This is a genomic window from Bradyrhizobium embrapense, from assembly GCF_001189235.2.
GTDB lineage: Bacteria > Pseudomonadota > Alphaproteobacteria > Rhizobiales > Xanthobacteraceae > Bradyrhizobium > Bradyrhizobium embrapense.
In genome coordinates, this window is record NZ_LFIP02000002.1 from 883,859 (window position 1) to 906,979 (window position 23,121).

Genomic DNA, 23,121 nt, shown 5'->3' on the forward strand with positions numbered 1-23,121 from the left:
GGAAAGATGGCGGTTGATTTGTCCATGCCGGTTCTGGTGGTTGATGATTACAGCACCATGATCCGCATCATCCGGAATCTTCTCAAGCAGCTTGGATTCGAGAATATCGACGATGCCTCCGACGGCTCGGCCGCACTCAACAAGATGCGCAGCAAGAAGTATGGCCTGGTGATTTCCGACTGGAACATGGAGCCGATGACCGGCTACGATTTGCTCAAGGAAGTCCGCGCCGATCCGAATCTCGCGACCACGCCCTTCATCATGATCACGGCGGAATCCAAGACCGAGAACGTGATCGCGGCCAAGAAAGCCGGCGTGAACAACTACATCGTCAAGCCGTTCAACGCGGCGACGCTGAAGACCAAGATCGAGGCGGTCTTCCCGGACATGGCGACGGCGTAAGATCCGTTCACCGCTCTAACTGAACTCGCGTCATGCCCAGGGCTGGTCCCGGGCATCCACTTTTTTGGGTGATGATAAGGCGAGACGTGACTGGCCTGCGCGAGCGCTAGCGAGGTCTGCCGCAAGGGTCTGCACGATTTCGGAATATTAGAATAATATCCCTGAGTTGCCCGACGTGTCAAGCGGGCTGATCCACCGTCAGCCGCCCCCGGGTACTGTGCATGGGGTTGTTTTCGATATTTTGTCGGCGAAGCGCCCGCTACCATTTCAGCTCGCGCATCAGCGCGCGCGGCGGATGGCCGAACAATTCCTTGATCGAGGCCGGATCGAGCTGCTCGATGCCCTCGAACTGCTCGGAATGGATGCCGCGGGTGACGAACAAAAGGTCGATGCCGAAGCCATGGGCGCCGGTGAGGTCGGTGCGCACGGAATCGCCGATCGCGAGCACGCGGCCGAGTTCGGTCGGACGCCCGCGACGCTCGGCGGCGAGCGCCATGGCGCGCTCGTAGATCGGCCGGTGCGGCTTGCCGTAGAACACCGACTCGCCGCCGAGCTCGCGATAGAGTTCGGCAACCGCGCCGGCGCAGTAGATCAGCCGGTCGCCGCGCTCGACCACGATGTCGGGATTGGCGCAGACCAGCGTCAGCTTGCGTTCGAGCGCCTTGAGCAGCGTGTCGCGATAGTCCTCGGCGGATTCGGTCTCGTCGTCGAACAGGCCGGTGCAGATGATGTAGTCGGCCTGTTCCAGCGGCACCAAGGTGGCATCGAGGCCGCGATGGATCGAGCTGTCGCGCTCCGGGCCGATCCAGAAGATCTTCTGGCCGGGATGATCAGCAACGAAATGGCGCGTCAGGTCGCCCGAGGAGACGATCGCGTCATAGGTCTCGTCGGCGACGCCGAGCTTGCGCAGCTGGCGCTGCACCGAATCGGCCGGACGCGGTGCGTTGGTGATCAGGATGACGGTGCCGCCCTGCTGGCGGAAGGTGTGCAGCGCCTCACAGGCCTCCGGAAAGGATTCGAGCCCGTTGTGCACGACGCCCCAGATGTCCGACAGCACGACGTCGACGTCGCCAGTGAGGTCGCGCAGCCGCTCGACGAAACGCAACGATGTCATGATGCGAACCGCCGGTTAATTCGGCCCGAGCGCGCGGCGCGCCAGCGCGGCGCTGCCGGTTGCGCGCGGTGGCGCTGCGGGGCTGGAGACGGGTGAGGAAGTGCCGGCGCCATTGAGATCCTGGGGCTTGGTCTGCGGAGCCTCGGCGGTAGCAGATGCCCCTTCCGGCCGCAACGGCCGCGGCGGGGCGAACAGGAAGCCCTGGCCGAACCGGACATCGTAGTCGAGCAGGTCGACCACCGAGCGCTCGCCCTCGATCCGTTCGGCGATCAGGTCGATGCCGAAGCGGCCGAGCAGGTCGGACAGATCGGAGGGATCGATATCCGATGTCGCGCTTTGGCTGGAGTCGAGCAGCAGCGCGGCCGGCACCTTGATGAAGCGGACGCCGCGATCGGCGAGCTCGCGCGGCTCGAGCCGAAGGTCGCTGACGTGGTCGATCGAGAACCGGTAGCCGCGCTGCGACAGTGCCGCGAGATTCTCGCTTTCGACCGGGCCGAGATTGCGGAAGGTCGCCTGCTTGAACTCGAGCACGAAGGAGGGCGCCAGCGCGCGGTTGGCTTCGAGGAAGTCGAGACACTGGGTGAAGTGCTGCGGGCTCGCCAGAGTCGCCGCCGAGACGTTGCAGAACACGCCGACATCCTTGCTGCGGATCATCAGGCGGCGCAGCACCTGGACGCAGCGGAGCATCACCATGTGGTCGATGCGGCCGATCAGGCCGCCGACTTCGGCCGCCTCGATGAAATCGTCGGCGGCAAGCACCTGGTCGCGCTCGTCGCGCAGCCGCGTCACCGCCTCGTAGTAGCGCACCTTGCGCTGCGGCAGCGTCACCATCGGCTGCAGGTAGATGTCGAGGCGGTTTTCGTCGATGGCGTGCCTGATCGCGCCGATGAGCTGGGTCTGGTTGCGCGAGATCGCCGCCGGAGGTGTCGGCGGCGGCGGGGCGGCAAACACGACGGTCGGGGCCGGCGGGACCGGTTGCAGCAGATCGTCGCGCGGCGCGGCGACCGGCTGTGCCACCGGAGCTGCCGCCAGCAAATCCTCATGATGGGCGACGGACGCTGCAAGCTGCCGCACCAGGCCGCCAAGCTCGTTGATCTCGCCGGCCATGCCCTGGATCCGGTCGGCACCGGTGGAGTTCGCCGAGGCGACGCGGCCTTCGACCGCGGCCAGCCGGCGGCCGAATTCGGCGACCTGGCGGGCGAGGTCGGCGGTGCCGCGCGACAGGTCGGCGATCTGGCCGCCGACGTCGCTGCGGTCGCGCAGCCGCATCGAGACCGCGTTGTAGAGGATCAGGCAGGTGAGGGCGGTGAGCGCCACGATCGCCGATTCCGATCCGCTGATGCCCGCTACCGAATACAGCACGAAGCCCAGCGAGGCTGCGACCAGCACCATGCAGATGGCGATGAAGATCGTCGAAATGCGAATCATGTCGCGCGCTTAGCGCCCTCTCTCCGAACGTCCCCGGGGGGCAAGCTTAGCACCATTGTTGATTCGACGGGGCAGCGATCTTCCGAACCGGCTGGAACTGCACACGATTTTCGCTTCGCCTTGGCCGACCTCGAAGTCGGGCTCCGTAATAGACGGGAGCCGGCCGCGGCGCGCCGGTCAGAGGTCGGCGGCGGCGATCCAGAACACCTCGCCCTCGGAGTCCTCGGTGTCGAGCCAGAGCAGCGGCAGGTTGGGATAGGCGGCCTCGAGATTGTCGCGGCCGCGGCCGATCTCGCAGAGCAGCCCGCCCTGCGTGGTCAGATGCTGCTTGGCCTCGTCGAGCAGGCGGCGGACGATGTCGAGCCCATCAGTGCCGCCGTCGAATGCGATCTTCGGCTCGGCGCGGCACTCGCGCGGCAGCGCGGCCATGCCCTCGGCATCGACATAGGGCGGGTTCGAGATGATGAGATCGTAGCGCTTGTTGTCCAATGGCTTGAACAGGTCGCCGCGATGGAGCGTCAGGCGATCGTCGAGGCCGTGGTCGGCGACGTTGCGCGCGGCGACCTCCAGTGCATCCTTGGAAATATCCACCGCGTCGACCGAGGCATTGGCAAAATGCAGCGCGGCCAGGATCGCAAGGCAGCCGGAGCCGGTGCAGAGGTCGAGCACGCTTTCGACGTCAGCGGGATCGCCGATCAGCGAGGTGCCGTCCTCGTCGCCGCCGAAATGCGAATCCAGCAATTCGCCGATGAAGGAGCGCGGCACGATGGTGCGTTCGTCGACATAGAACGGCAGGCCGCGCATATAGACCCTGTTGACGAGATAGGCGGCCGGCTTTCGCGTCGCGATCCGCCGCTCGATCAGGTCGAGGATCTGCTTGCCTTCGGCAATCGTGACGCGCGCGTTCGCGAAGCTCTCGAACTGATCGGGATGCAGATGCAGCGTCTCTGAGATCAGGAACGCGGCCTCGGCCACCGGATCGGTGGTGCCGTGCGCGAACACCAGCTTGGCGGCGTTGAAGCGGCTGACCGCATAACGCAGGAAATCGAACAGAGTGTGAAGCTCCCCGGCGCCGACCTTGAGTGCGTTCCTGGGAGCTTTCGGCGTGGCGGGGCTGCGCGTGGCCGGCACTTTGCTGCGCTTGGCCATCAGGATTTGGTCCAGCGCGCGGCGGCCGCGTCGTCATGGCCCTGCGCCTCGATCCAGCTGGTGCCGCGCGCGCTCTCCTCGCGCTTCCAGAACGGGGCGTTGGTCTTCAGATAGTCCATCAGGAACTCGGCTGCCTCGAACGCGGCCTGCCGGTGCGCCGAGGCGGTCACGACCAGCACGATGTTCTCGCCCGGCGCGATGCGGCCGAAGCGGTGGATGATGGTGAGGCCCTGCAACGGCCAGCGCGCCAGCGCCTCGTCGGCATGGCGTCCAATCTCGGCTTCCGCCATGCCAGGGTAATGTTCGAGCGTCAGCGCCGCGATCGGCTCGCCCTGTTCGCTGCCGCGGCAGATGCCGCCGAAGCTGACCACCGCGCCGATATCGGTGCGGCCCTTGCTCAAGGCCGCGATCTCCTGCGCGACGTCGAAGTCGGCTTCCTGGATCCGGATGGTCGCTGCGGTGGCCATATGAAGATCTAGCCGCCGGTCATCGGCGGGAAGAACGCGATCTCGCGGGCGCCGGAGATTGCAGCGTCCGGTTTGACATGGGCGTGGTCGATCGCGGCGCGGATCACGGTTGGCTTCTCGAACGCATGGGCGTAGCCGTCGTCGCGCGCGGCAAGCCAGCCGATCAATTCGCCGACGGTGCGCACCTCGGCCGGCGGTTCGACGGTCTCTTCGGCCTTGCCGATGCGCTCGCGCACCCAGGCGAAATATTTCAGCTTCATCCCTCATCCTCCTTGATGAGGTGATGGATGCCGGCGCGGAAGTAATCCCAGCCGGTGTAGATCGTGAAGATCGCCGACATCCAGAGCAGCACGATGCCGATCAGGGTGGTCGCCGGGAACACCTGCTCGCCGGCTTCGCCGGCGATCAAAAAGCCGATCGCCACCAGCTGGATCGTGGTCTTCCACTTCGCCAGCTTGGTGACGGGTACGCTGACCCGCAGCCCCGCGAGATATTCGCGCAGGCCCGAGACCAGGATCTCGCGGCACAGGATCACGATCGCCGCCCACAGCGTCCAGCCATGGATCGAGTTGTCGGCGGCCAGCATCAGGAGGCAGGAGGCTACCAGCAGCTTGTCGGCGATCGGATCGAGCATCCGGCCGAAAGCGGACTGCTGGTCCCACATCCGGGCGTAATAGCCATCGAGATAGTCGGTGATCCCCGCCGCAATGAACACGGCCAGCGCCACCCAGCGCAGCCATAGCGGGCCGTCCAGGATCGACTGCCAGTAGACGCAGCCGATCACCACCGGGATCGCGGCGATCCGGGCGTAGGTCAGGATATTCGGGAGGGACAAGGTCTTGGTCTGTCCCCGGGTCGTCGCGATGTTCATCCGTTCTACCAATACCGCTGAAGCGAGAAGGTCAACCGTGCGGGCGCCAAAGCGCGGCGAGATTACGCGGAATCGTCATGGCGTCTTAGCTCGTTGTTTATGCATGATCTTTTCGTAACATTGCGGGACGCTTTGCTGCATCATGCCCTAGATGCCCTGTCGCAGGCGACGCCCTGATGAATAGCCTTTGGTTTAACCCGGCTGGGCGTGGAAAAACTCGAAAATCTTGCGGGCACTCTCGGCGCTGACGCCGGGAACCTTGCCGAGGTCGGCGATCGAGGCCCGCTCGATCTCCTTGAGCGTTCCGAAGTGGTGCAGCAAGGCGCGTTTGCGCGACGGGCCGATGCCCGGGATTTCCTGCAGGCCGGCCTCGCGGATGTCCTTCTTGCGCAGCTTGCGGTGCGAGCCGATCACGAAGCGGTGCGCCTCGTCGCGCAGCCGCTGGATGAAATACAGCACCGGGTCGCGCGGCTCCAGCTTGATGGCTTCGCGGTCCGGCATGAACAGGGTTTCCCGCCCCGCATCGCGCTCCGGTCCCTTGGCCACCGCCATCAGCGAGACCTGGGTCAGTCCGAGATTTGTGAAAATCTCCCGGACCGCGTTGAGCTGGCCGCGGCCGCCGTCGATGATGACGAGATCTGGCCATTGCGGGAACGACTCGTCGTCGGTCTTCGCCTTGGCAGCCTCGCCCTCCGGCGGCTTCAGCAGCCGCTTGAAACGGCGCTCCAGCACCTCGCGCATCATCCCGTAATCGTCGCCGGGCGTCAGCCCTTCGGACTTGATGTTGAACTTTCGGTACTGGTTCTTCATGAACCCGTCGGGTCCCGCCACGATCATCGCGCCGACTGCGTTGGTGCCCTGGATGTGGCTGTTGTCGTAGACCTCGATGCGCTTCGGCGTATGCGGCAGGCCGAGCGTCGTGACCATGCCCTCCAGCAGCCGGCTTTGGGTTGCGGTATCGGCGAGCTTGCGGCCGAGGGCCTCGCGCGCATTGGTGAGCGCGTGGCCGATCAGCTCCTTCTTCTCGCCGCGCTTGGGCACGGAGACCTCGACCTTAAATCCGGCCTTCACCGACAGCGCGTCGGCGAGCAACGCGCTTTCCTCGATCTCGTGCGACAGCAGGATCAGCTTCGGCGGCGGCTTGTCGTCGTAGAATTGCGCGAGGAACGAGGACAGCACCTCCTCGGGCGTGAAGGTCTTTTCCGCGCGCGGGAAATAGGCGCGGTTGCCCCAGTTCTGGCCGGTGCGAAAGAAGAACACCTCGACGCAGGAATAGCCGCCTTCCTGGTGGATCGCGAACACGTCGGCCTCTTCGACGGTGCGCGGGTTGATGCCCTGCTGCGACTGGATCGCCGACAGTGCCGCGAGGCGGTCGCGGTACAGCGCCGCGGTCTCGAACTCGAGCTCGCCGGACGCTTTCTCCATCTCGGCCGCGAGCAATTCCTTCACGGCGTGGCTGCGGCCGGAGAGGAATTCGGTCGCCTCGCGCACCAGCTCGCTATAGCCGGGAAAATCGATCTCGCGCGTGCAGGGGCCGGCGCAGCGCTTGATCTGATAGAGCAGGCAGGGCCGGGTGCGGCTTTCGAAGAAGCCATCGGTGCAGGAGCGGATCAGGAACGCGCGCTGCAGCGCCGTGATGGTGCGGTTGACGGCGCCGGCGTTGGCGAATGGGCCGAAATAACGTCCGGGCCGGGACTGCGCGCCGCGATGCTTGAGGATCTGCGGCGCCCAGTGATCGCCGGTGATCAGAATATAGGGAAACGATTTGTCGTCGCGCAGCTGCACGTTGAAGCGCGGCCGGAGCTGCTTGATCAGATTGGCTTCGAGCAGCAGCGCCTCGGTTTCGGTCATGGTCGAGACGATCTCGACATGCGTGGTCGCCGCGATCATGCGCAGGATGCGCGCCGGCAGCGGTGCGTTGGCCCGCGCATAGGACGAGAGCCGCTTTTTGACGTTCTTCGCCTTGCCGACATAGAGCACGTCGTTGGCGGCGTTGAGCATGCGATAGACGCCCGGCGAGGTCGGGGCGAGGCGAACCGCGTTCTCGATCGCCTCATGCCCGATCGAGAGCGTCCCCTCGGCAACCGGCTCGGAGGCGTCCTCCGATGCCTCAGGCAGACGCGCCTCGTCGTCCTCCTCGGTGGCGGAGCTCTCGGGATCGACGTCGCTCGTATCGAGCGTCAGGTCGTCCTGCGGCAGGTCGGACTTTGAACCGCGCCGTGGCTTGAGGGCTGCCTTGGAATCAGCCTCGGGGGCCGGCGTCGGGCGCTCGGGAGAATCGTGAACCATGGGCCGTAAATTAAGCGCTTGGGCGACCGGTCGCCAGCGCTGGCGGCGTAGGAAAAAACAACTCGATTGCAGCAGGTTATCGGCCAGGCAAGGCCGCCGGGGCGAGGCGGTAACACATTATTAAGACTGATGAGCGGGCCGGTAACCGGGCTTAACAACCCTTTAACTTAAAACTCTCGATAAACCTTAGCGAAAAAAGTGGAGTTCCGTAACCACGCCGGGCCTTGGGGACCAGCGGGCTGCGGCAGTTGCGTGGTGGAGAGTAGCTATGACCCGGTTTGTTGCGCGTGCGCTGGCACTGTTCGTCGCAGGCTGGACGACCTCGGCGGCGGCGGCCGATCTCAACTATGGCTCGCCCTATACCGTCTATCAGCCGCTCAATGCCTATAGCTGGGCCGGTCCCTATCTCGGCGGCAACGTCGGCTATGGCTGGGGCTCGGTCGAGAACAACCCGACCAAGCCGTCCGGCTTCGTCGGCGGCGTGCAGGCCGGCTACAATTTCCAGAACGGCTCTCCATGGGTGTTCGGCATCGAGGCCGATATCCAGGGCACCACGGCCGACGACCGATTCGCGCCGTGGAAGTTCTCCAACCCGTGGTTCGGCACGGTGCGCGGCCGCGCCGGCTATGCGGTCAACAACGTGCTGTTCTACGCGACTGGCGGTCTCGCCTTCGGCGAACTGCGCGGCGAGACCTTCGGCATCACGGAGTCGCACACCAACGCGGGCTTCACGGTCGGCGCCGGCGCCGAAATGGGCTTTGCCCCGAACTGGAGCGCCAAGATCGAATATCTCTACGTCGATCTCGCCAACAGCAACTTCACGATCACCGGCGGCGCGTCGAACGGCTACAGCTTCAGCCTGGTGCGCGCCGGCATCAACTATCACTTCTGAGAACAAGAAAACGTCAGACATCAACTCCCGGCCGCGTCTCGCGCGGCCGGGTTTTTCTTTGTGCTGATCACGTCGACATCGCGCGCTGCTGCATGAACGCCGCGGCGTCCGCGAAACCAGCCGGACGGCCGCACGCATCTGATATGCGGGCACCGTCAATCGCGTCCGCATCATGCAGCTGGTCGTGCAGCGAGCGCGAGCCACGCGCCGTGCAGTCAACTCACACGCAACGCTTCATTCGCCGTTCATCACGAGCCACGCACCGCGCGCGCTCATCATGAAACCACCAGGTTGACCGCCTTCGGGCCCTTGCCCTTCTTGTCGGGTTCAACCTCGAACGTAATGCGCTGTCCTTCAGTCAGGTCCTTCAACCCTGCACGCTCGACAGCCGTGATGTGAACGAACACATCGCGGCCGCCATCGTCAGGCTTGATGAAGCCATAGCCACGCTCTCCGTTGAAGAACTTGACTGTCCCAGTCATGGCCATCGGGAAACTCCTCCCCCGTATTGCTCCACCGCTACGCGCACGCCGCGTAGCGGTTGACCGACATTCGCTTGTCGGAAGCTTGGCCACCTGAACAGGCCGGCGTCACGCCGCCGGTCTGTCTGGATTTTATTTCGGCCTTGTCACTCCGCCGCAACCATTCGCGGAAGCGGAACGTAAAGCCAGTCGTAACAGGATGAGCATAATACGGTTCCGCGCGCGTTGCCTATGCTCAAATAGAACTTTTCGGTGGGGGCTACCGATCAAGGTTTAGGCGTTTCGAGTCTGAAGCGTCCGGCGCCGCCTTGACCAAGCGGTCGCTCGAGTTCGGGCAGGATGATCTTCAGCTCGCCCGCCAGCGTCCACGGCGGATTCACTATCAAAAGGCCCGTGGAAACGAGGCCGGAATCCGCTTCTTGCGGCGCCACACTGAATTCCAAGCGCAAGCATTTACCCGCGGGGCGGCGAGTCGCCGTTGCTGCAGCCACGCTGCGTGCGAGCTCGTCGGAAGCTCTCCGGGATTTTACGGGGTACCACAAAAGGTACGCGCCGGTCGGCCACTTCGCGAACGCCGCCGTGAAGGCACTGGCCAGTCGCTCGAACTCGTCCTTCGCTTCGAATGGCGGATCGATCAGCACCAGGCCGCGCCGCTCGTTCGGCGGCACGAATGCGGGCAACGCCATCCAGCCATCGAGATCGACGACGCGCGCCTGCGCATCGCGTCGCAATGCATCGATCAATTGCTTGCGCGCCACGGGCTCGATCTCGCAGGCCGTCAGACGGTCTTGCGGACGCAGCAGCGCCCGCGCGATCAACGGCGAGCCGGGATAGGCTTTCAGCTCGCCTCTCGGATTGAATGCTCTGACGATGTCGAGATAGGGCGCGATCAGCGGCAGCGCCTTGTCGGTGGGTCGCGCCTGCATCAGCCGCGCGATGCCGGTCAGCCATTCGCCGCCGCGCTGCGCTTCGCTCGACGTCAAATCATAAAGGCCGGCGCCGGCATGAGTGTCGATGACGCGGAACGGCGCCTGCTTTTCCTGCAGGTAGGTGAGCATGCGCACCAGCACGATGTGCTTGATGACGTCGGCAAAGCTGCCGGCGTGAAAGGCGTGGCGATAGTTCATGCGATGACGCTGCGCTCCAGAGGGTGCGCATGTTGTACTGCGTCATGCCCGGCCTGTCCCGGGCATCATGCCTTGTTTCGCTGGTTTCGTGATGGCGTCGATGGCCGGGACACAAGCGCGACGACGCGCGTCCGCCCGGCCATGACGTGGACGAGACGTCAGCCGCCGCGAACCGGCGGCATCAGCACCTGATCGCGGCGGCAGGCGCGGCGATCGATTTCCTCGCAGGAGCGGAATTGCAGATCCTTGCTGAGGCAAATCCGCACCTCGCTGAGTCGCTTGCTGTCGCAAGTCACCGAGATCGCCGAGTTGCTGAGCCCCGGATTGGCCTTGATGAACGCCGTCTCCAGGTCGTCGGGCGCGATCGTCTTCGGCTCCGTCAATTGCAGGAATTCCTCGGGGATCTTCACTGCGGCGCGAGCCTTGCGGATGGCTTCGAAATAGGCGCGCTCGCCGAGGCCGGAGCAGGTGCCGTGCTTGTCCCACTCGTTGTAGATCAGCCCGGGCGCCGGCATCAGGTCGAGCATCGAGGTCATGATGTTGCGGGCGAGGCGGGGCGAGGGCCGTTGGCAGTATTCCGGAAAGCCCCGCTCATATTGCGGCCACAGCCCGTGCACCACGAAGGAATAGGGCCGCCCGCCGCACTGTGCCTGCGTGCCGCGGCCGTTGTTGCCGCGCTCGCTCGCCGCCTCGCAGAACGAGGGCGACCATGACAGCGACAGCACATAGAAATCGAACTCGCCCGGCGCATTCTGCCGGCGATCCTGGGCCGAGGCCCCCGTCGCACCGCACAGGGCAAAGGCAACTGAAATCAGAAATCGGGAAATTGTGTCCAACCGAGGCATCAAACGCTCCCTCACACGACCGTCCAGAACCTAGCAGGCCATCGGAACATTTCAAGAACAAAAGCCGCCGACTGGATGGCGGCGGCTTCCGTTTTGACCGAACTGGTCGGGGATCAGGGCCGGGCGGCCTTGCAGGACGGGTTATAGGCCCAGTTGCGGTCGAGCCCAGCGACGCACCACTCGACGCCCTGGCTGAGGCCGGCAAAGCCGCCGTCCTCGATGATCGAATAGTGCACCTTGCGGACCTTGCCGTCGCTCAGCATCGCATCGCCCGAGCAATAGCGGCGCGGAATGTTATCCGACTGCCAGGGACGGAACGCGGTTTCGTGAATCCGGTTGTAGCCGGTGATCACGAGCGGCGAATTCCAGAAGGTGGCTTCCTTTTCGTGGAATTGCGAGCTGATAACCGGCAGTGCCCTCTCGCACGGGGCCACATTGCCGTCATAGCGCGGGCCGGACAGCCAGAAATTCAGCTCGAACGGATTGGCGGCCTGAGCCGTACCCCCGAACGCCAGAAGGCCGACCACGAGCGCGGCGCCGAGGCCGAGCGTATGGCTGAGTTTATTGGGGGAGTTGAACAGGTTGCGCATGGGAATCCACCCGATGATCCGATGCCGCGGACGGTGCCGTGAAGCCCCGGCAAGGTCAAGTGCAGCGCGGCAACACCTGCCGAGAAGTCCACCGCCGGTAGCCCGCTCGTTCTTTTCATGCTCGCCGGCGCACTCTATGTTGGTCGCAAGCGAAATGGAGTCTGCGATGCGAAGGAAATTGGCCGCGTGCCTGGTTGCCGTTAGCGGGATGCTGGCCGTTGGTCCGGCGCAAGCCGACTGGATGCAGCCGGTGCCGCCGTTCAAGGGCAATGATACCGGCGGTATTATCGCCTATACGCTGGCGGCCCAGACCGACGCGCGGCAGCTCGCCGTCGACCACTGCGCCTCCTACGGCAAGGTGGTCAAGTTCCTTGGGGTGCAGCGCTACCCGGGCGGCTACATCTCCTTCGCCTGCCGCTGGGTGCCCTATGGTTCGGCCGAGAGGCCGGTGCGCACGCTGTACTGAGCGCGCTCCAGATCCTCCAAACGTTCAGCCGGGAGCTCACCGCATGACCCGACAGCTTGCCTTGCTTGGTTCTGCTGTTTGCGTTGTCCTGTCCACCGGTGCCGCGAGCGCCGTCGACCTGCCGATCCGCAAGGCCGGTCTGTGGGAGATGAAAATGGTGCGCACCGGCGGGCCGATGCCGGAAATCACCATGCAGCACTGCACTGACGAGACCACCGACAAGGAGATGAGCGCGGCGGCCTCGCCGATGGCCAAGGAAGTCTGCTCCAAGCAAGACATCCAGAAGACCGCGACCGGCTATGTCAGCGACAGCGTGTGCAGCGTCGCCGGCATGTCGATGCAGAGCCATGCCGAGATCGTCGGCGATTTCAATTCCGCCTACACCGTCAAGAGCACCTCGCACGCGCAAGGCGGCGCGGCCGGCTCACGCGACACCACGATGACCATCGAGGCGAAATGGCTCGGCGCCTGCAAGGGCGACCAGAAGCCGGGTGACATCATCATGCCGGGCGGCATGAAGATGAACGTCAAGGACATGGAAAAGCTGAAGGGCCTCCTGCCTAAACAGAAGTAGCGCGCGGCGCTCAACTAACTGAAAGCGATGTTCGCTTCGTCATGGCCGGGCTTGTCCCGGCCATTTGCGTTTCTGCCGTGATCAGGGCAAAGACGGCGATGTCCCGCGCCGGCTGCGCCAAGAAGGCTACGCCGGGCTCGCAGCTCTGCTGCGATGCTGGCCGGCCCTCGCCTTCAATCGACTCCCAAGCAAGGCATCAGGTGTTGGGCGCCGTCGTGCGCAATGCACGACAGCATTGCTGCACGACATCGACATCGTTGAATGATCGCTGCTTGCCTCGCGCTCAACACTCTCTGAGAGACCGAGTGCACGCATCGCATTCCTCGCGCGGCAAGCTAGCTGCGACAACATGTCTTTTTGAATCACTCCAGTGTTGCGCATCTTGAATCGTTCCAGTGTCGTGCATCGCGCGCTTCAATGGATTCTATTTTGCGCGTGTGGAATTCCGCGCAGCCCGCCGATAGAAGTCCGCCCCAATCGATGTCCGCTCAATGAGGAAGACGCGGCTCGATCAAGATCGGCCTTGCGGAAGTGTGGGGATTGCTTGGTGGGAATGGCTTCGTCGCGGAGCAAGCGCAGCTTGCTTGCATCAACGGCTGCGATCAATGCAGCGCTTCTCGGTTCGGTCATGCTGGTGCCGATGGGTGCCGACCTCGCCAGCGCGCAAGCGCAAACCAGTTCTCCGCAGAGCAACGTCAGCGTGCTTCCCGCGGTGACGGTGGATGAACCCGACGCTGCAAGGAAGCGGAGTGCCGCCGCTGCAAGCCGGAGCGCGAGATCTTCGCGCACCACGGTGGCGAGCCGGCGCCGTGCTGCCGCGGCGCCGGCCCAGACCCAGGCGCCGCGCTCGCAAGGCGCCGCCGGCACGATCGGGACGACGACCGGTTACGTTGCGACCGGCAGCCCGGCCGGCACCAAGACCAACACGGCGTTGATCGAGACGCCGCAGTCGCTGTCGGTCGTCACGCAGAAGGAGCTCAGGGATCGCAACGTTCAGACGCTCAAGGACGCCGTCAATTACACGCCCGGCGTCACGACCTCGGCGTTCGGCTATGACCCCCGGTTCGACAGTTTCTACATCCGCGGCTTCGATGCGACCTATACCGGGATTTATCGCGACGGCCTGCGCCAGGGCGGCGGCAATTTCGCCATTCCCAAGATCGAACCTTATGGCCTCGACAGCGTGTCGATCCTCCGTGGCCCAGCCTCGGGCCTCTATGGTCTCGGCTCTCCGGGCGGCATCGTTGATGTCACCACCAAGCGGCCGCCGTTGACACCGTTCGGCGAGGTGCAGCTGCAGGCCGGCAATTATGATCGTTACCAGGGCAGCTTCGACATCGGTGGTCCGGTGCCCGGCAGCGACCAGCTGTATTACCGCCTGACGGGTCTGCTCCGTGACGCCAAGACCTGGTATCCCGGCAACGACGACGATCGCGCCTATATCGCGCCTGCGCTGACCTGGCGGCCGGACGTCGATACGTCCTTCACCATCCTCAGCGAATATCAAAAGAGCCGGACCGCCGCGAGCATCGGCAACTTCCGCATGCCCGACGGACAATTGACAAACATCTACTCGAACGATCCGGCCTTCAGCGCCATGGATCAGAAGCAGTATCGTATCGGTTACGCGTTCGAGCGCAATGTCGACGACGTCTGGACGGTGCGGCAGAACTTCCGCTTCTACCAAGTCGACACCGACGCGAAATACACCCAGATCGACTCTATCGACAGCAGCACCAATCTCGCGTCGCGCTCCGCATGGCGGATCCTGGATAGCTTCAATACGGTGACGCTCGACAATCAGGCCGAGGCCAAGTTCACGCTCGGCGCGATCAAGAACACGGTGTTGTTCGGCGTCGATTACGGGCACTCCAACTACAACGACAAGATCGGCTACGGGGCGGCTCCCGATCTCAACCTCCTGACGATGAATTACGGTGCCCAGGCGATCGCGACACCGGCATTCTCGATCTTCAACAAGCAGTCGACCGACGAGGTCGGGGTCTATGCGCAGGAGCAGGCCAGGCTCGGCGGCTTCATTCTGACGCTCAATGGCCGCCAGAGCTGGGTCTCGCAGACGACGACCGCGGGTCTCGATGGCGTGCCGTCAACGCAGAAGGCGACTGCCTTCACGGGCCGCGCGGGCCTCAGTTACGTGTTCGACAGCGGCATTGCGCCCTATATCAGCTACGCCACTTCATTCGCCCCGCAGGTCGGCGTCGACGCATCGGGATCGCCGTTCAGGCCGACCACCGGCGAGCAGAAGGAAATCGGCATCAAGTACCAGATGCCGCAGCTTCCGGTGCTGCTGACCGCCGCGGTGTTCGACATCACGCAGGACAATGTGCTGCGTACCGATCCCAGCAACATGGCGTTCCAGGCCGCAACGGGGCAGGTCGAATCGAAGGGCGTCGAGCTCGAGGCGAAGCTCGCGCTCGAGCAGGGGTTTGACCTCACCGCGGCCTACACCCACCTCAACGTCGTGATCACGCGGGGCAATCCCGACACCACCGGCAACGAGCTCTCCGGCATTCCGAGGAATTCCTTCGCCGCCTTCGGCAAATACACCTTCCAGTCCGGCGTCCCGGTCGAAGGGCTCGGGCTTGGTCTCGGTGTCCGTTACATCGGGGCCAACTTCGGCAACGACCAGAACACGTTCCAGAATGCAGCGAGAACGTTGTTCGATGCCGTGATCGACTACGATCTCGGCAAGCTCGACAGACGCTTGCTCGGCGTCACCGCGCGCTTGAACGCTACCAATCTGTTCGACACGCGCTACCAGACCTGCCAGTCCGGCTACTGCTACGCCGGCGAACGGCGTCAGGTGATCGGCACCCTGTCTTACCGCTGGTAGCTACACTGGAATCCGCACCGCGGCGCGCAGGCCGCCCATCGGGCTTTCGCCGAGCGTGATGTCGCCGCCGTGCGAGCGGGCGATGTCGCGGGCGATCGCAAGTCCGAGGCCGCTGCCGCCCTCGTCCTGGTTGCGCGCATCGTCGAGCCGCAGGAAGGGCTTGAACACTTCCTCGCGCATGGCGGCGGGAATGCCGGGCCCGTCGTCGTCGACGGTGATGTTGAGATAGCGATGGTCGCGCTGGCCGGTAATCGAGATCGTGTTGGCGTGGCGCGCCGCGTTGGAAACGAGGTTGGCGAGGCAGCGCTTGAACGAGGCCGGTTTCACCGTGACCACGGGCAGGCCGTGGAACGCGACGGTTGCGGTGTGGCCGTGACGTTCGGCGTCGCTGCGCAATTCCTCCAGCGCCATCGCCATGTCGGTCGGCTGCGCGACCTCGCCGGAATCGCCGCGCGCGAAGGCGAGGTAGTCCTCCAGCATCATCGACATCTCGTCGACGTCCTTGCGCATTGCGTCGATCTCGGGGCCTTCGCCGATCAGGGCGAGTTCGAGCTTGAAGCGGGTCAGGATGGTGCGCAGATCGTGCGAGACGCCGGCGAGCATCGCGGTGCGCTGCTCGATCGAACGCTCGACGCGCGCCTTCATCTCGATGAAGGCCTGCGCCGCGCGCCGCACCTCGCGCGCGCCGCGCGGCCGGAAGTTCGGCGCCTCTCTTCCCTTGCCGAAGCTTTCGGCGGCGTCGGCGAGCCGCAGGATCGGCTTGATCTGGTTGCGCAGGAACAGCACGGCGACGATCAAGAGGATCGACGAGGTGCCGACCATCCAGAAGATGAAGATCTCCGAATTGGAGGCGTAGGCGGCGCTGCGCTGGGCGAAGATCCGCATCACGGAATCGTCGAGCTGGACACGAATCTCGACCAGATTGGACTTGCCGACGGTGTCGATCCAGAACGGGCGGCTGATCTGGCGGCCGAGCTGCACCGAGAGGGTCTGGTCGAGCAGCGAGAAGAACGGCTTCGGCCCCGGCGGCGGCATGTCGCCGGCGGGGAGGAAGTCGACCACCAGCTGCAGCTTCTGGGCGATGCCGCGCAGCTGCGCGCGGTCCTTGTCCTGCGGATAGATCTTGTAGACGTCGATCAGCGCGGCGATGTCGGAGACCACCGCGGCCGACAGGCGGCGCGTCACCGTGTTCCAGTGCCGCTCCATGAACACGAACGCAACCACGGTCTGCAGGATCACCATCGGCACGATCATGATCAGCAGCGCGCGGGCATAGAGGCCGGTCGGCATCCAGCTCTTGAACGCATTGCCCATCCAGCCATTGGCCTTCGAGACGCGCTGCGAAGCGTTCTTGATCAGGGTCAGGCCGGTATCGAGCGTGCTCATGGCTGGATCTTACGGCGAGGCGACCAGGCGATAGCCGATGCCGCGGACCGCCTGCAGGAACAGCGGATTGGCGGGATCGTGCTCGATCTTGCGGCGCAGGCGGTTGATCTGGACGTCGACCGCACGCTCATTGACGGTGCCGCCAGAGGTCAATTCGCCGCGCGGCACGGTCTCGCCGGGGGCGCTGGCGAGGATGCGCAGCATCTCGCGCTCGCGGTCGGTGAGATGGATGATCTCCTCGCCCTGGCGCAGCTCGCTGCGCTCGATGTGGAAGATATAGGGGCCGAACGCGATCTGCTCGACGACGCTGACTTGCGGCGGCGCGGTGCGCTTGAGGATATTGCCGATCCGCAGCACCAGCTCGCGCGGCTCGAACGGCTTGGCGACATAGTCGTCGGCGCCGATCTGCAGGCCCTCGATGCGGGCTTCCGCCTCGTGGCGGGCGGTCAGCATGATGATCGGCACCGTCGAGGAGGTGCGGATGAAGCGGGCGAGGTCGAAGCCGTTTTCGCCGGGCATCATCACGTCGAGGATGAGCAGGTCGAAATGCAGCCCGAGCAGCTTGGCGCGCGCGTCGGTGGCGCTCATGGCGGTGGTGACGCGATAACCCTCGCCGGAGAGAAAGCGCGACAACAGGTCGCGAATGCGCCGGTCGTCGTCGACCAGCAGAAGATGCGGCGCATCGTCGGCCGGCTCGACCGGCGTGCGCATCAGGGTTGCAGCCTGCACCAGGTTCACTCCCTTGTTTTTCTGCCGCCGCCGAAGATCGCTTCGAGCACCTTGTCGGGTTCGTCGCGGTCGATCATCGCGCGGAGGAATTGGCGAACCGTCTCGACGCCGGCCGGATCGATGCCGGCGACGGCGCGATTGATGCGGTCGGTCTGCAACCCTGCGAGCTTGGCGACCAGCGCCTCGCCCTTCGGCGTCGCGTAGAGCAGGCGCTGCCGGCGGTCGTTGTTGCCGGTCTTCTGCACGATGTAGCCTTCATCCAGCAGCTGCTTGAGCACGCGTCCGAGCGATTGCTTGGTGATGCGCAGGACGTCGAGCAGGTCGGCGACCTTGAGGCCGGGATAGCGGGTGACGAAGTGGATGACGCGGTGGTGGGCGCGGCCGAAACCGAACGCCTCCAATTCCTGGTCGGCGTCGCCGACAAAGTCGCGGTAGGCGAAGAACAAGAGCTCGATGATGTCCCAGCGCAGGTCGCGGCCGCCCGCCACAGGAGCGTGGTCATCTCCCTGCGAATCGGGCTTGGCAGCCATGCCTGAGAAATTTATGTCAGTCATATTGACGTATCTTGGGTTCAATGTTACAAAACTGCCGGTCGCGACGAAACATTAGATCGTTTCGTCCCCGACAGCGTTTGAGGCGGCCTGAAAGAGCCTGTATGGCGGTTTGGGCCGCAAATTGGACTACCGTGCGATTGTCGAGCGGCATTTCGGCAAACATACTGGACTTCAGCACTCCGCAAAAGCATGTCTAACCGGCATGTTGGCGATGGAAACCGGCCGCCTTGCCGGCGGTGGTGAAGTTCGGACCAGCCGAGCCTGATGGCTCCGGGGGAAACAGGCCGTCGCCCGGTATGGCGCCGGTTCCGACAGCGGAAAGCAAGAAAAATGACTTTGAAATTCGACATCCATCCTTCGCCGAATCCGACGTCCGACAAGGATCGCGCGGCGAAGCTCGTGGACCCGGGCTTCGGCCGCGTCTTCACCGACCACATGGCGATCGTCCGCTACAGCCAGGGCAAGGGCTGGCACAGCGCCCGCGTCGAGGCCCGCGCGAATTTCCCGCTCGATCCGGCAGGCGCGGTGCTGCACTACGCCCAGGAGATTTTCGAAGGTCTCAAGGCCTACCGGCGCGACGATGGCGGCGTGAACCTGTTTCGTCCCGACGCCAATGCCCGCCGCTTCCATGATTCGGCCGAGCGCATGGCGATGGCGCCGCTTCCCGAGGATTTGTTCATCGAGGCGGTCGAGCAGCTGGTGCGGATCGACCGCGCCTGGATCCCGGGTGGCGAGGGCAGCCTCTATCTGCGGCCGTTCATGATCGCGAGCGAGGTCTTCCTCGGCGTCAAGCCGTCGGCGGAATACATCTTCTCGGTCATCGCATCGCCGGTCGGCTCCTACTTCAAGGGCGGTCCCGCGCCGGTCTCGATCTGGGTGTCGGAGAATTACACGCGCGCCGCGATCGGCGGCACCGGCGCCGTCAAGTGCGGCGGCAACTACGCCGCAAGCCTGCGCGCGCAGGCGGAAGCGATCGAGCGCGGCTGCGATCAGGTCGTGTTCCTCGACGCGGTCGAGCGCCGCTACATCGAAGAGCTCGGCGGCATGAACATCTTCTTCGCCTTCGACGACGGCTCGCTGCTGACGCCGCCGCTCGGTACCATCCTGCCCGGCATCACCCGCGACTCGATCATCGCGCTTGCCAAGGATGCAGGCACCCGCGTGCGCGAGGAGCCCTACACGATCCAGCAGTGGCGCGCCGATGCCGCCAGCGGCAAGCTGAAAGAGGCCTTCGCCTGCGGCACCGCGGCCGTCATCTCGCCGATCGGCAAGGTGTGCTCGGCGAGCGGCGACTTCCAGATCAGCGGCGGCGTGGCCGGGCCGGTCGCAATGGGCCTGCGCAAGAAGCTGGTCGACATCCAGTACGGTCGCACCAACGACCCGCATAACTGGATCAGGAACGTGGCGTAAGGTCGGCACCCTCTTTCGCTCCCTCGCCCCGCTCTTGCGGGGAGAGGGGCCGGGCCGCTTGCCGCCCGCGGCGTTGACTGGTAACTCGGCGTCACCTTTGTAAGCTGTCACAGCCTACAAACCTTGCAGCGCATGACATGGCCGAGAAACCCAAAAAACCCCAGAAGCTGAAGGCGCGCCTGCCGCGCGGGCTGGAAGATCGCGGCCCGGCCGCGATCAATGCCACGCGGGCGATGGTCGAGAAGATCCGCGCCGTCTACGAGCTCTACGGCTTCGAGCCGGTGGAGACGCCGGCGATGGAATATACCGACGCGCTCGGCAAATTCCTGCCCGACCAGGACCGTCCCAACGAAGGCGTGTTCTCGTTCCAGGACGATGACGAGCAGTGGATCTCGCTGCGCTACGACCTGACCGCGCCGCTGGCGCGCTATGTCGCGGAAAACTTCGACGCGCTGCCGAAACCCTATCGGTCGTATCGTTTCGGCTACGTCTTCCGCAACGAGAAGCCCGGTCCCGGCCGCTTCCGCCAGTTCATGCAGTTCGATGCCGACACGGTCGGCTCGGCGACGCCGGCGGCCGACGCCGAGATCTGCATGATGGCGGCCGACACGATGGAAGCGCTCGGGATTCCGCGCGGATCCTATGTCGTGAAGGTAAACAACCGCAAGGTGCTCGACGGCGTGCTCGAGGCGATCGGTCTCGGCGGCGATGACAATGCAGGCCGCAGGCTCACGGTGCTGCGCGCGATCGACAAGCTCGACAAGTTTCCCGCCGACGAGGTCCGCAAGCTGCTCGGTCCCGGGCGATGGGATGGCGGCGAGGAAGGCAAGGGCGACTTTACCAAGGGCGCCGAGCTGAGCCCGGCGGATGCCGATATCGTGCTCGCCGTCACGCAGCAGCGCGCGGATTGGCGGGAGGCGATTGCTGCGGCCGAGACCTATCTCGCGAAGAGCGAAGTCGGTCAGGCCGGCGTGAGCGAGCTGGAGGAGATCGCCAAGCTGGTCGCCGCGTCCGGCTACGGCGCGGATCGCATCCGCATCGACCCCACCGTCGTGCGCGGCCTCGAATATTACACCGGCCCGGTCTACGAGGTTGAGTTGCTGCTCGACACCAAGGACGAGAAGGGCCGCCCGGTTCGGTTCGGCTCGGTCGGCGGCGGCGGCCGCTACGACGGCCTCGTCTCGCGCTTCCGCGGTGAGCCGGCGCCGGCGACCGGCTTCTCGATCGGCGTGTCGCGGCTGCAGGCTGCGCTGACGATGCTCGGCCAGCTCGACACGCAGGCCACGTTCGGTCCTGTCGTCGTCACCGTGTTCGACCGCGACCGTGTCGCCGACTACCAGAAGATGGTCGCAGAGCTGCGCCAGGCCGGCATCCGCGCCGAACTCTATCTCGGCAATCCGAAGAACATGGGCAACCAGCTCAAATATGCCGATCGCCGCAGTTCGCCTTGCGTCATCATCCAGGGCTCGGACGAGAAGGCGCGCGGCGAGGTGCAGATCAAGGACCTGATCGAGGGCGCCAAGGCGGCGGCCGCGATCGCCTCCAACCAGGAATGGCGCGAAACGCGCCCCGCCCAGTTCTCCTGCGCGGAAGCCGATCTGGTCGCCAAGGTCCGCGAGGTCCTCGCGCGGCACGACGTGAGCTGGGGATAGCTGGTTTGTCGTGCGCGGGCTTGACCCGCGCAGCCATCTTCAAAAAGATGACGCGCCAGCAAGAACCGGCAGACGGCGTGGTTTGCGCTTCAACAACAACCAGGGAGATATTCCGATGCCCGAGATCACCGTGAGCATGGCCGCCGGCCGCACCGACGAGCAGAAGGCCGGCATGATGCGCGACATCACCCAGGCGCTGGTGAAGAACCTCGGCGTCGATGCCGACGCCGTCGTGATCCAGATCAACGAAGCGCCGCTGCATCACAAGATGAAGGGCGGCAAGACCTTCGTCGAGCGTGCCGCCGCGGCTAAGAAATAAACTGCTTTCGTCATTCCGGGATGCGCCTCCTGGCGCAGGCCCGGAATCCATAACCACGAGCGGGAGTATGGATTCCGGGCTCGCGCTACGCGCGCCCCGGAATGACGGCGCTACTAAATGCATTGGCAGATCTCGAGCGCAGTCACATGGACGCACGCGACTTCATCAAGATCGGCATGAGCGCCGAGCGCATGCTGGTGGTGCCGCCGGAGCGCACGGTCGGGCATTTCGTGCCCGGCATGCCGATGGTCTATGCGACGCCGATGATGATCCTCGAGATGGAGATGGCCGCGGGCGATGCCATTCGGGCCGCGCTGCAGCCCGGCTGGGTCACGGTGGGGACCGAGGTCGATATCCGCCATCTCGCCGCCGCGCTCGTCGGCGCCACGGTGCGGACCACCGCAACGGTGATCGCGGTCGAGCGCCGCGTGATCCGCTTCGCGGTCGAGGCGTTTGAGGGCACGCGCAAGCTCGGCGAAGGCCGCCATGCGCGTGGCCTGATCAATGTCGAGAGTTTCAACAAGCGACTTGCCGGGATGTCGGGCCAGGCGCAGTAAACGTGACTACTTCGCCAATTCCTTCGAGCGCCTCGTCGCTGCGGCGATCGCGCGGGTCATCAGCGGCTGCATGCCGTCATTGGCCATCAGCACCTCGAGCGCAGCCGCGGTGGTGCCACCGGGCGAGGTGACGTTCTGCCGCAGCGTCGCCGACGGCAGATCCGAGCGATGCAGCAACTCGCCGGCGCCGGCAACGGTCGCGCGCGCCAGCGTGGTCGCGAGCTGCTCGGGCAGCCCGGCCGCGACGCCGGCGCGGGCGAGTTCCTCGGCGAGCAGGAAGACATAGGCCGGACCGGAGCCGGAGACGGCAGTCACCGCGTCCATCAGGCTCTCATCGTCGACCCATTCGACCAGCCCTGTCGCTTTCAGCAGCGCATCGGTCATGGCGCGCTGCGCGGCGGTGACGCGCGTTGATGGCACCGCGACCGTGATGCCGCGGCCGATCGCCGCCGGCGTGTTCGGCATCGCGCGCACCACCGCGCCGCCGACCACCTCTTCCAGCGCAGCGATAGTGGTCCCGGCCATGATCGAGACCACGAGTGTCGACGGACCGACGAGCGCCTTCAGCGCGGCGCCGGCGTCGCGGAACGATTGCGGCTTCACCGCGACGACCAGCGTATCGACCGTGCCGAGATCCTTCGCCTGCGGATTGAGCCGCACGCCCTTCGGGGCGAGCGCGGAGATTTCCGGCGAGAGATATGGATCGATCACCGCGACCCGCGTCGGCGCGAGGCCTTGTGCGAGCCAGCCGGTCAGCATGGCGCCGCCCATCTTGCCCGCGCCCGCGAGCGCGATCGTGCCGGTAACATCTTTCAAAGGGCTGTTTGTCGTGCTCACAGGTGGCTCCGCAAACTCTGTGTCGTCCCTGCGGAAGCAGGGACCCATAACCACAGGCGGTTCTAGTGGAGCGAGCGGCAGGCCACAAGCAGGTCGGGCAACCACTCCCGTCGCGGAGTATGGGTCC

The 23,121-nt window shown here is 64.9% G+C and carries 24 protein-coding genes; 9 read left to right on the forward strand and 15 right to left on the reverse strand.

The features are described 5' to 3' along the window. The first annotated feature begins 6 nt into the window (after positions 1-6). A complete protein-coding gene (locus AKN83_RS11595) occupies positions 7-402 on the forward strand; it encodes a response regulator (RefSeq protein WP_050402761.1) in 396 nt (131 codons plus the stop codon). A gap of 259 nt (positions 403-661) precedes the next feature. On the opposite strand, the gene AKN83_RS11600 is transcribed toward AKN83_RS11595, so the two are convergent. From AKN83_RS11600 to uvrC, 7 genes are all read right to left on the reverse strand, one after another. After that, positions 662-1,516, reverse strand: coding sequence for a TIGR01459 family HAD-type hydrolase (locus AKN83_RS11600; protein WP_050402760.1), 855 nt, complete (start codon positions 1,514-1,516; stop codon positions 662-664). A gap of 15 nt (positions 1,517-1,531) precedes the next feature. Beyond that, complete coding sequence (locus tag AKN83_RS11605) at positions 1,532-2,944, reverse strand: EAL domain-containing protein (protein ID WP_050402759.1); 1,413 nt, start codon at positions 2,942-2,944, stop codon at positions 1,532-1,534. A gap of 177 nt (positions 2,945-3,121) precedes the next feature. After that, the gene (prmB, locus tag AKN83_RS11610; protein ID WP_050402758.1) at positions 3,122-4,093 is read right to left on the reverse strand and encodes a 50S ribosomal protein L3 N(5)-glutamine methyltransferase; all 972 of its coding nucleotides are present in this window, start codon (positions 4,091-4,093) and stop codon (positions 3,122-3,124) included. Next, the gene (locus AKN83_RS11615) at positions 4,093-4,560 is read right to left on the reverse strand and encodes a molybdenum cofactor biosynthesis protein MoaE (protein ID WP_050402757.1); all 468 of its coding nucleotides are present in this window, start codon (positions 4,558-4,560) and stop codon (positions 4,093-4,095) included. The genes prmB and AKN83_RS11615 overlap by 1 nt, the downstream gene beginning before the upstream one ends. A gap of 8 nt (positions 4,561-4,568) precedes the next feature. After that, the gene (gene moaD, locus AKN83_RS11620; protein ID WP_050402756.1) at positions 4,569-4,820 is read right to left on the reverse strand and encodes a molybdopterin converting factor subunit 1; all 252 of its coding nucleotides are present in this window, start codon (positions 4,818-4,820) and stop codon (positions 4,569-4,571) included. Then, entirely contained in the window at positions 4,817-5,431 is a 615-nt protein-coding gene (gene pgsA, locus AKN83_RS11625) for a CDP-diacylglycerol--glycerol-3-phosphate 3-phosphatidyltransferase (protein ID WP_050402755.1), read from the reverse strand. Before pgsA ends, moaD begins: the two co-directional genes overlap by 4 nt. Positions 5,432-5,623: 192 nt before the next feature. Then, positions 5,624-7,720, reverse strand: a complete 2,097-nt coding sequence (uvrC, locus tag AKN83_RS11630; RefSeq protein ID WP_050402754.1) for an excinuclease ABC subunit UvrC — start codon at positions 7,718-7,720, stop codon at positions 5,624-5,626. 268 nt (positions 7,721-7,988) lie between these two features. Here uvrC and AKN83_RS11635 point away from each other — a divergent pair, with 268 nt between their 5' ends. Next, positions 7,989-8,612: an outer membrane protein gene (locus AKN83_RS11635; protein WP_050402753.1), complete on the forward strand. Its 624-nt coding sequence runs from the start codon at positions 7,989-7,991 to the stop codon at positions 8,610-8,612. 275 nt (positions 8,613-8,887) lie between these two features. Here AKN83_RS11635 and AKN83_RS11640 read toward each other — a convergent pair whose 3' ends face one another. The 4 genes from AKN83_RS11640 to AKN83_RS11655 form a co-directional block, all read right to left on the reverse strand. Continuing rightward, positions 8,888-9,100: a cold-shock protein gene (locus tag AKN83_RS11640; protein ID WP_016844477.1), complete on the reverse strand. Its 213-nt coding sequence runs from the start codon at positions 9,098-9,100 to the stop codon at positions 8,888-8,890. A gap of 260 nt (positions 9,101-9,360) precedes the next feature. Next, complete coding sequence (locus AKN83_RS11645) at positions 9,361-10,221, reverse strand: 23S rRNA (adenine(2030)-N(6))-methyltransferase RlmJ (RefSeq protein WP_050402752.1); 861 nt, start codon at positions 10,219-10,221, stop codon at positions 9,361-9,363. Positions 10,222-10,379: 158 nt separating this feature from the next. Continuing rightward, positions 10,380-11,066 carry a ribonuclease T2 family protein gene (locus AKN83_RS11650; RefSeq protein WP_050402751.1) on the reverse strand — a complete coding sequence of 229 codons (687 nt, stop codon included), beginning with the start codon at positions 11,064-11,066 and terminating at the stop codon, positions 10,380-10,382. A gap of 113 nt (positions 11,067-11,179) precedes the next feature. Next, entirely contained in the window at positions 11,180-11,656 is a 477-nt protein-coding gene (locus AKN83_RS11655) for a hypothetical protein (RefSeq protein WP_050402750.1), read from the reverse strand. A gap of 166 nt (positions 11,657-11,822) precedes the next feature. Between AKN83_RS11655 and AKN83_RS11660 the strand changes: the two genes are divergently transcribed. From AKN83_RS11660 to AKN83_RS11670, 3 genes are all read left to right on the forward strand, one after another. Then, positions 11,823-12,122 carry a hypothetical protein gene (locus tag AKN83_RS11660; protein ID WP_050402749.1) on the forward strand — a complete coding sequence of 100 codons (300 nt, stop codon included), beginning with the start codon at positions 11,823-11,825 and terminating at the stop codon, positions 12,120-12,122. 43 nt (positions 12,123-12,165) lie between these two features. After that, positions 12,166-12,696, forward strand: a complete 531-nt coding sequence (locus tag AKN83_RS11665; RefSeq protein ID WP_050402748.1) for a DUF3617 domain-containing protein — start codon at positions 12,166-12,168, stop codon at positions 12,694-12,696. A 580-nt stretch (positions 12,697-13,276) separates the two neighbouring features. Next, complete coding sequence (locus AKN83_RS11670) at positions 13,277-15,550, forward strand: TonB-dependent siderophore receptor (RefSeq protein ID WP_244521958.1); 2,274 nt, start codon at positions 13,277-13,279, stop codon at positions 15,548-15,550. Here AKN83_RS11670 and AKN83_RS11675 read toward each other — a convergent pair whose 3' ends face one another. Genes AKN83_RS11675 through AKN83_RS11685 form a run of 3 tightly spaced genes read right to left on the reverse strand, consistent with a single transcriptional unit; the run spans position 15,551 to position 18,219 of the window. Next, complete coding sequence (locus AKN83_RS11675; protein ID WP_050402746.1) at positions 15,551-16,936, reverse strand: ATP-binding protein; 1,386 nt, start codon at positions 16,934-16,936, stop codon at positions 15,551-15,553. It abuts the gene before it with no gap. Between the two features lie 9 nt (positions 16,937-16,945). Next, on the reverse strand, positions 16,946-17,647 hold the full coding sequence (locus tag AKN83_RS11680; protein ID WP_430641538.1) for a response regulator: 702 nt from the start codon (positions 17,645-17,647) through the stop codon (positions 16,946-16,948). A 23-nt stretch (positions 17,648-17,670) separates the two neighbouring features. Continuing rightward, a complete protein-coding gene (locus AKN83_RS11685; RefSeq protein WP_050402744.1) occupies positions 17,671-18,219 on the reverse strand; it encodes a MarR family winged helix-turn-helix transcriptional regulator in 549 nt (182 codons plus the stop codon). Between the two features lie 330 nt (positions 18,220-18,549). Here AKN83_RS11685 and AKN83_RS11690 point away from each other — a divergent pair, with 330 nt between their 5' ends. From AKN83_RS11690 to AKN83_RS11705, 4 genes are all read left to right on the forward strand, one after another. Further along, entirely contained in the window at positions 18,550-19,629 is a 1,080-nt protein-coding gene (locus AKN83_RS11690; protein ID WP_050402743.1) for a branched-chain amino acid aminotransferase, read from the forward strand. Between the two features lie 137 nt (positions 19,630-19,766). Further along, the gene (hisS, locus tag AKN83_RS11695; protein WP_050402742.1) at positions 19,767-21,281 is read left to right on the forward strand and encodes a histidine--tRNA ligase; all 1,515 of its coding nucleotides are present in this window, start codon (positions 19,767-19,769) and stop codon (positions 21,279-21,281) included. A 115-nt stretch (positions 21,282-21,396) separates the two neighbouring features. After that, a complete protein-coding gene (locus AKN83_RS11700; RefSeq protein ID WP_044538952.1) occupies positions 21,397-21,600 on the forward strand; it encodes a tautomerase family protein in 204 nt (67 codons plus the stop codon). 146 nt (positions 21,601-21,746) lie between these two features. Next, a complete protein-coding gene (locus AKN83_RS11705; protein WP_050402741.1) occupies positions 21,747-22,157 on the forward strand; it encodes a thioesterase family protein in 411 nt (136 codons plus the stop codon). A 6-nt stretch (positions 22,158-22,163) separates the two neighbouring features. Here AKN83_RS11705 and proC read toward each other — a convergent pair whose 3' ends face one another. Then, complete coding sequence (gene proC, locus AKN83_RS11710; protein ID WP_172803542.1) at positions 22,164-23,042, reverse strand: pyrroline-5-carboxylate reductase; 879 nt, start codon at positions 23,040-23,042, stop codon at positions 22,164-22,166. Between the last annotated feature and the right edge of the window lie 79 nt (positions 23,043-23,121).

Bases quoted from the DNA above. Each gene is read 5' to 3' on its own strand.
- AKN83_RS11595 (WP_050402761.1), top strand. From the start codon at position 7: ATGGCGGTTGATTTGTCCATGCCGGTTCTGGTGGTTGATGATTACAGC.
- AKN83_RS11600 (WP_050402760.1), bottom strand. From the start codon at position 1,516: ATGACATCGTTGCGTTTCGTCGAGCGGCTGCGCGACCTCACTGGCGAC.
- AKN83_RS11605 (WP_050402759.1), bottom strand. From the start codon at position 2,944: ATGATTCGCATTTCGACGATCTTCATCGCCATCTGCATGGTGCTGGTC.
- prmB (WP_050402758.1), bottom strand. From the start codon at position 4,093: ATGGCCAAGCGCAGCAAAGTGCCGGCCACGCGCAGCCCCGCCACGCCG.
- AKN83_RS11615 (WP_050402757.1), bottom strand. From the start codon at position 4,560: ATGGCCACCGCAGCGACCATCCGGATCCAGGAAGCCGACTTCGACGTC.
- moaD (WP_050402756.1), bottom strand. From the start codon at position 4,820: ATGAAGCTGAAATATTTCGCCTGGGTGCGCGAGCGCATCGGCAAGGCC.
- pgsA (WP_050402755.1), bottom strand. From the start codon at position 5,431: ATGAACATCGCGACGACCCGGGGACAGACCAAGACCTTGTCCCTCCCG.
- uvrC (WP_050402754.1), bottom strand. From the start codon at position 7,720: ATGGTTCACGATTCTCCCGAGCGCCCGACGCCGGCCCCCGAGGCTGAT.
- AKN83_RS11635 (WP_050402753.1), top strand. From the start codon at position 7,989: ATGACCCGGTTTGTTGCGCGTGCGCTGGCACTGTTCGTCGCAGGCTGG.
- AKN83_RS11640 (WP_016844477.1), bottom strand. From the start codon at position 9,100: ATGGCCATGACTGGGACAGTCAAGTTCTTCAACGGAGAGCGTGGCTAT.
- AKN83_RS11645 (WP_050402752.1), bottom strand. From the start codon at position 10,221: ATGAACTATCGCCACGCCTTTCACGCCGGCAGCTTTGCCGACGTCATC.
- AKN83_RS11650 (WP_050402751.1), bottom strand. From the start codon at position 11,066: ATGCCTCGGTTGGACACAATTTCCCGATTTCTGATTTCAGTTGCCTTT.
- AKN83_RS11655 (WP_050402750.1), bottom strand. From the start codon at position 11,656: ATGCGCAACCTGTTCAACTCCCCCAATAAACTCAGCCATACGCTCGGC.
- AKN83_RS11660 (WP_050402749.1), top strand. From the start codon at position 11,823: ATGCGAAGGAAATTGGCCGCGTGCCTGGTTGCCGTTAGCGGGATGCTG.
- AKN83_RS11665 (WP_050402748.1), top strand. From the start codon at position 12,166: ATGACCCGACAGCTTGCCTTGCTTGGTTCTGCTGTTTGCGTTGTCCTG.
- AKN83_RS11675 (WP_050402746.1), bottom strand. From the start codon at position 16,936: ATGAGCACGCTCGATACCGGCCTGACCCTGATCAAGAACGCTTCGCAG.
- AKN83_RS11680 (WP_430641538.1), bottom strand. From the start codon at position 17,647: ATGCGCACGCCGGTCGAGCCGGCCGACGATGCGCCGCATCTTCTGCTG.
- AKN83_RS11685 (WP_050402744.1), bottom strand. From the start codon at position 18,219: ATGACTGACATAAATTTCTCAGGCATGGCTGCCAAGCCCGATTCGCAG.
- AKN83_RS11690 (WP_050402743.1), top strand. From the start codon at position 18,550: ATGACTTTGAAATTCGACATCCATCCTTCGCCGAATCCGACGTCCGAC.
- hisS (WP_050402742.1), top strand. From the start codon at position 19,767: ATGGCCGAGAAACCCAAAAAACCCCAGAAGCTGAAGGCGCGCCTGCCG.
- AKN83_RS11700 (WP_044538952.1), top strand. From the start codon at position 21,397: ATGCCCGAGATCACCGTGAGCATGGCCGCCGGCCGCACCGACGAGCAG.
- AKN83_RS11705 (WP_050402741.1), top strand. From the start codon at position 21,747: ATGGACGCACGCGACTTCATCAAGATCGGCATGAGCGCCGAGCGCATG.
- proC (WP_172803542.1), bottom strand. From the start codon at position 23,042: ATGGGTCCCTGCTTCCGCAGGGACGACACAGAGTTTGCGGAGCCACCT.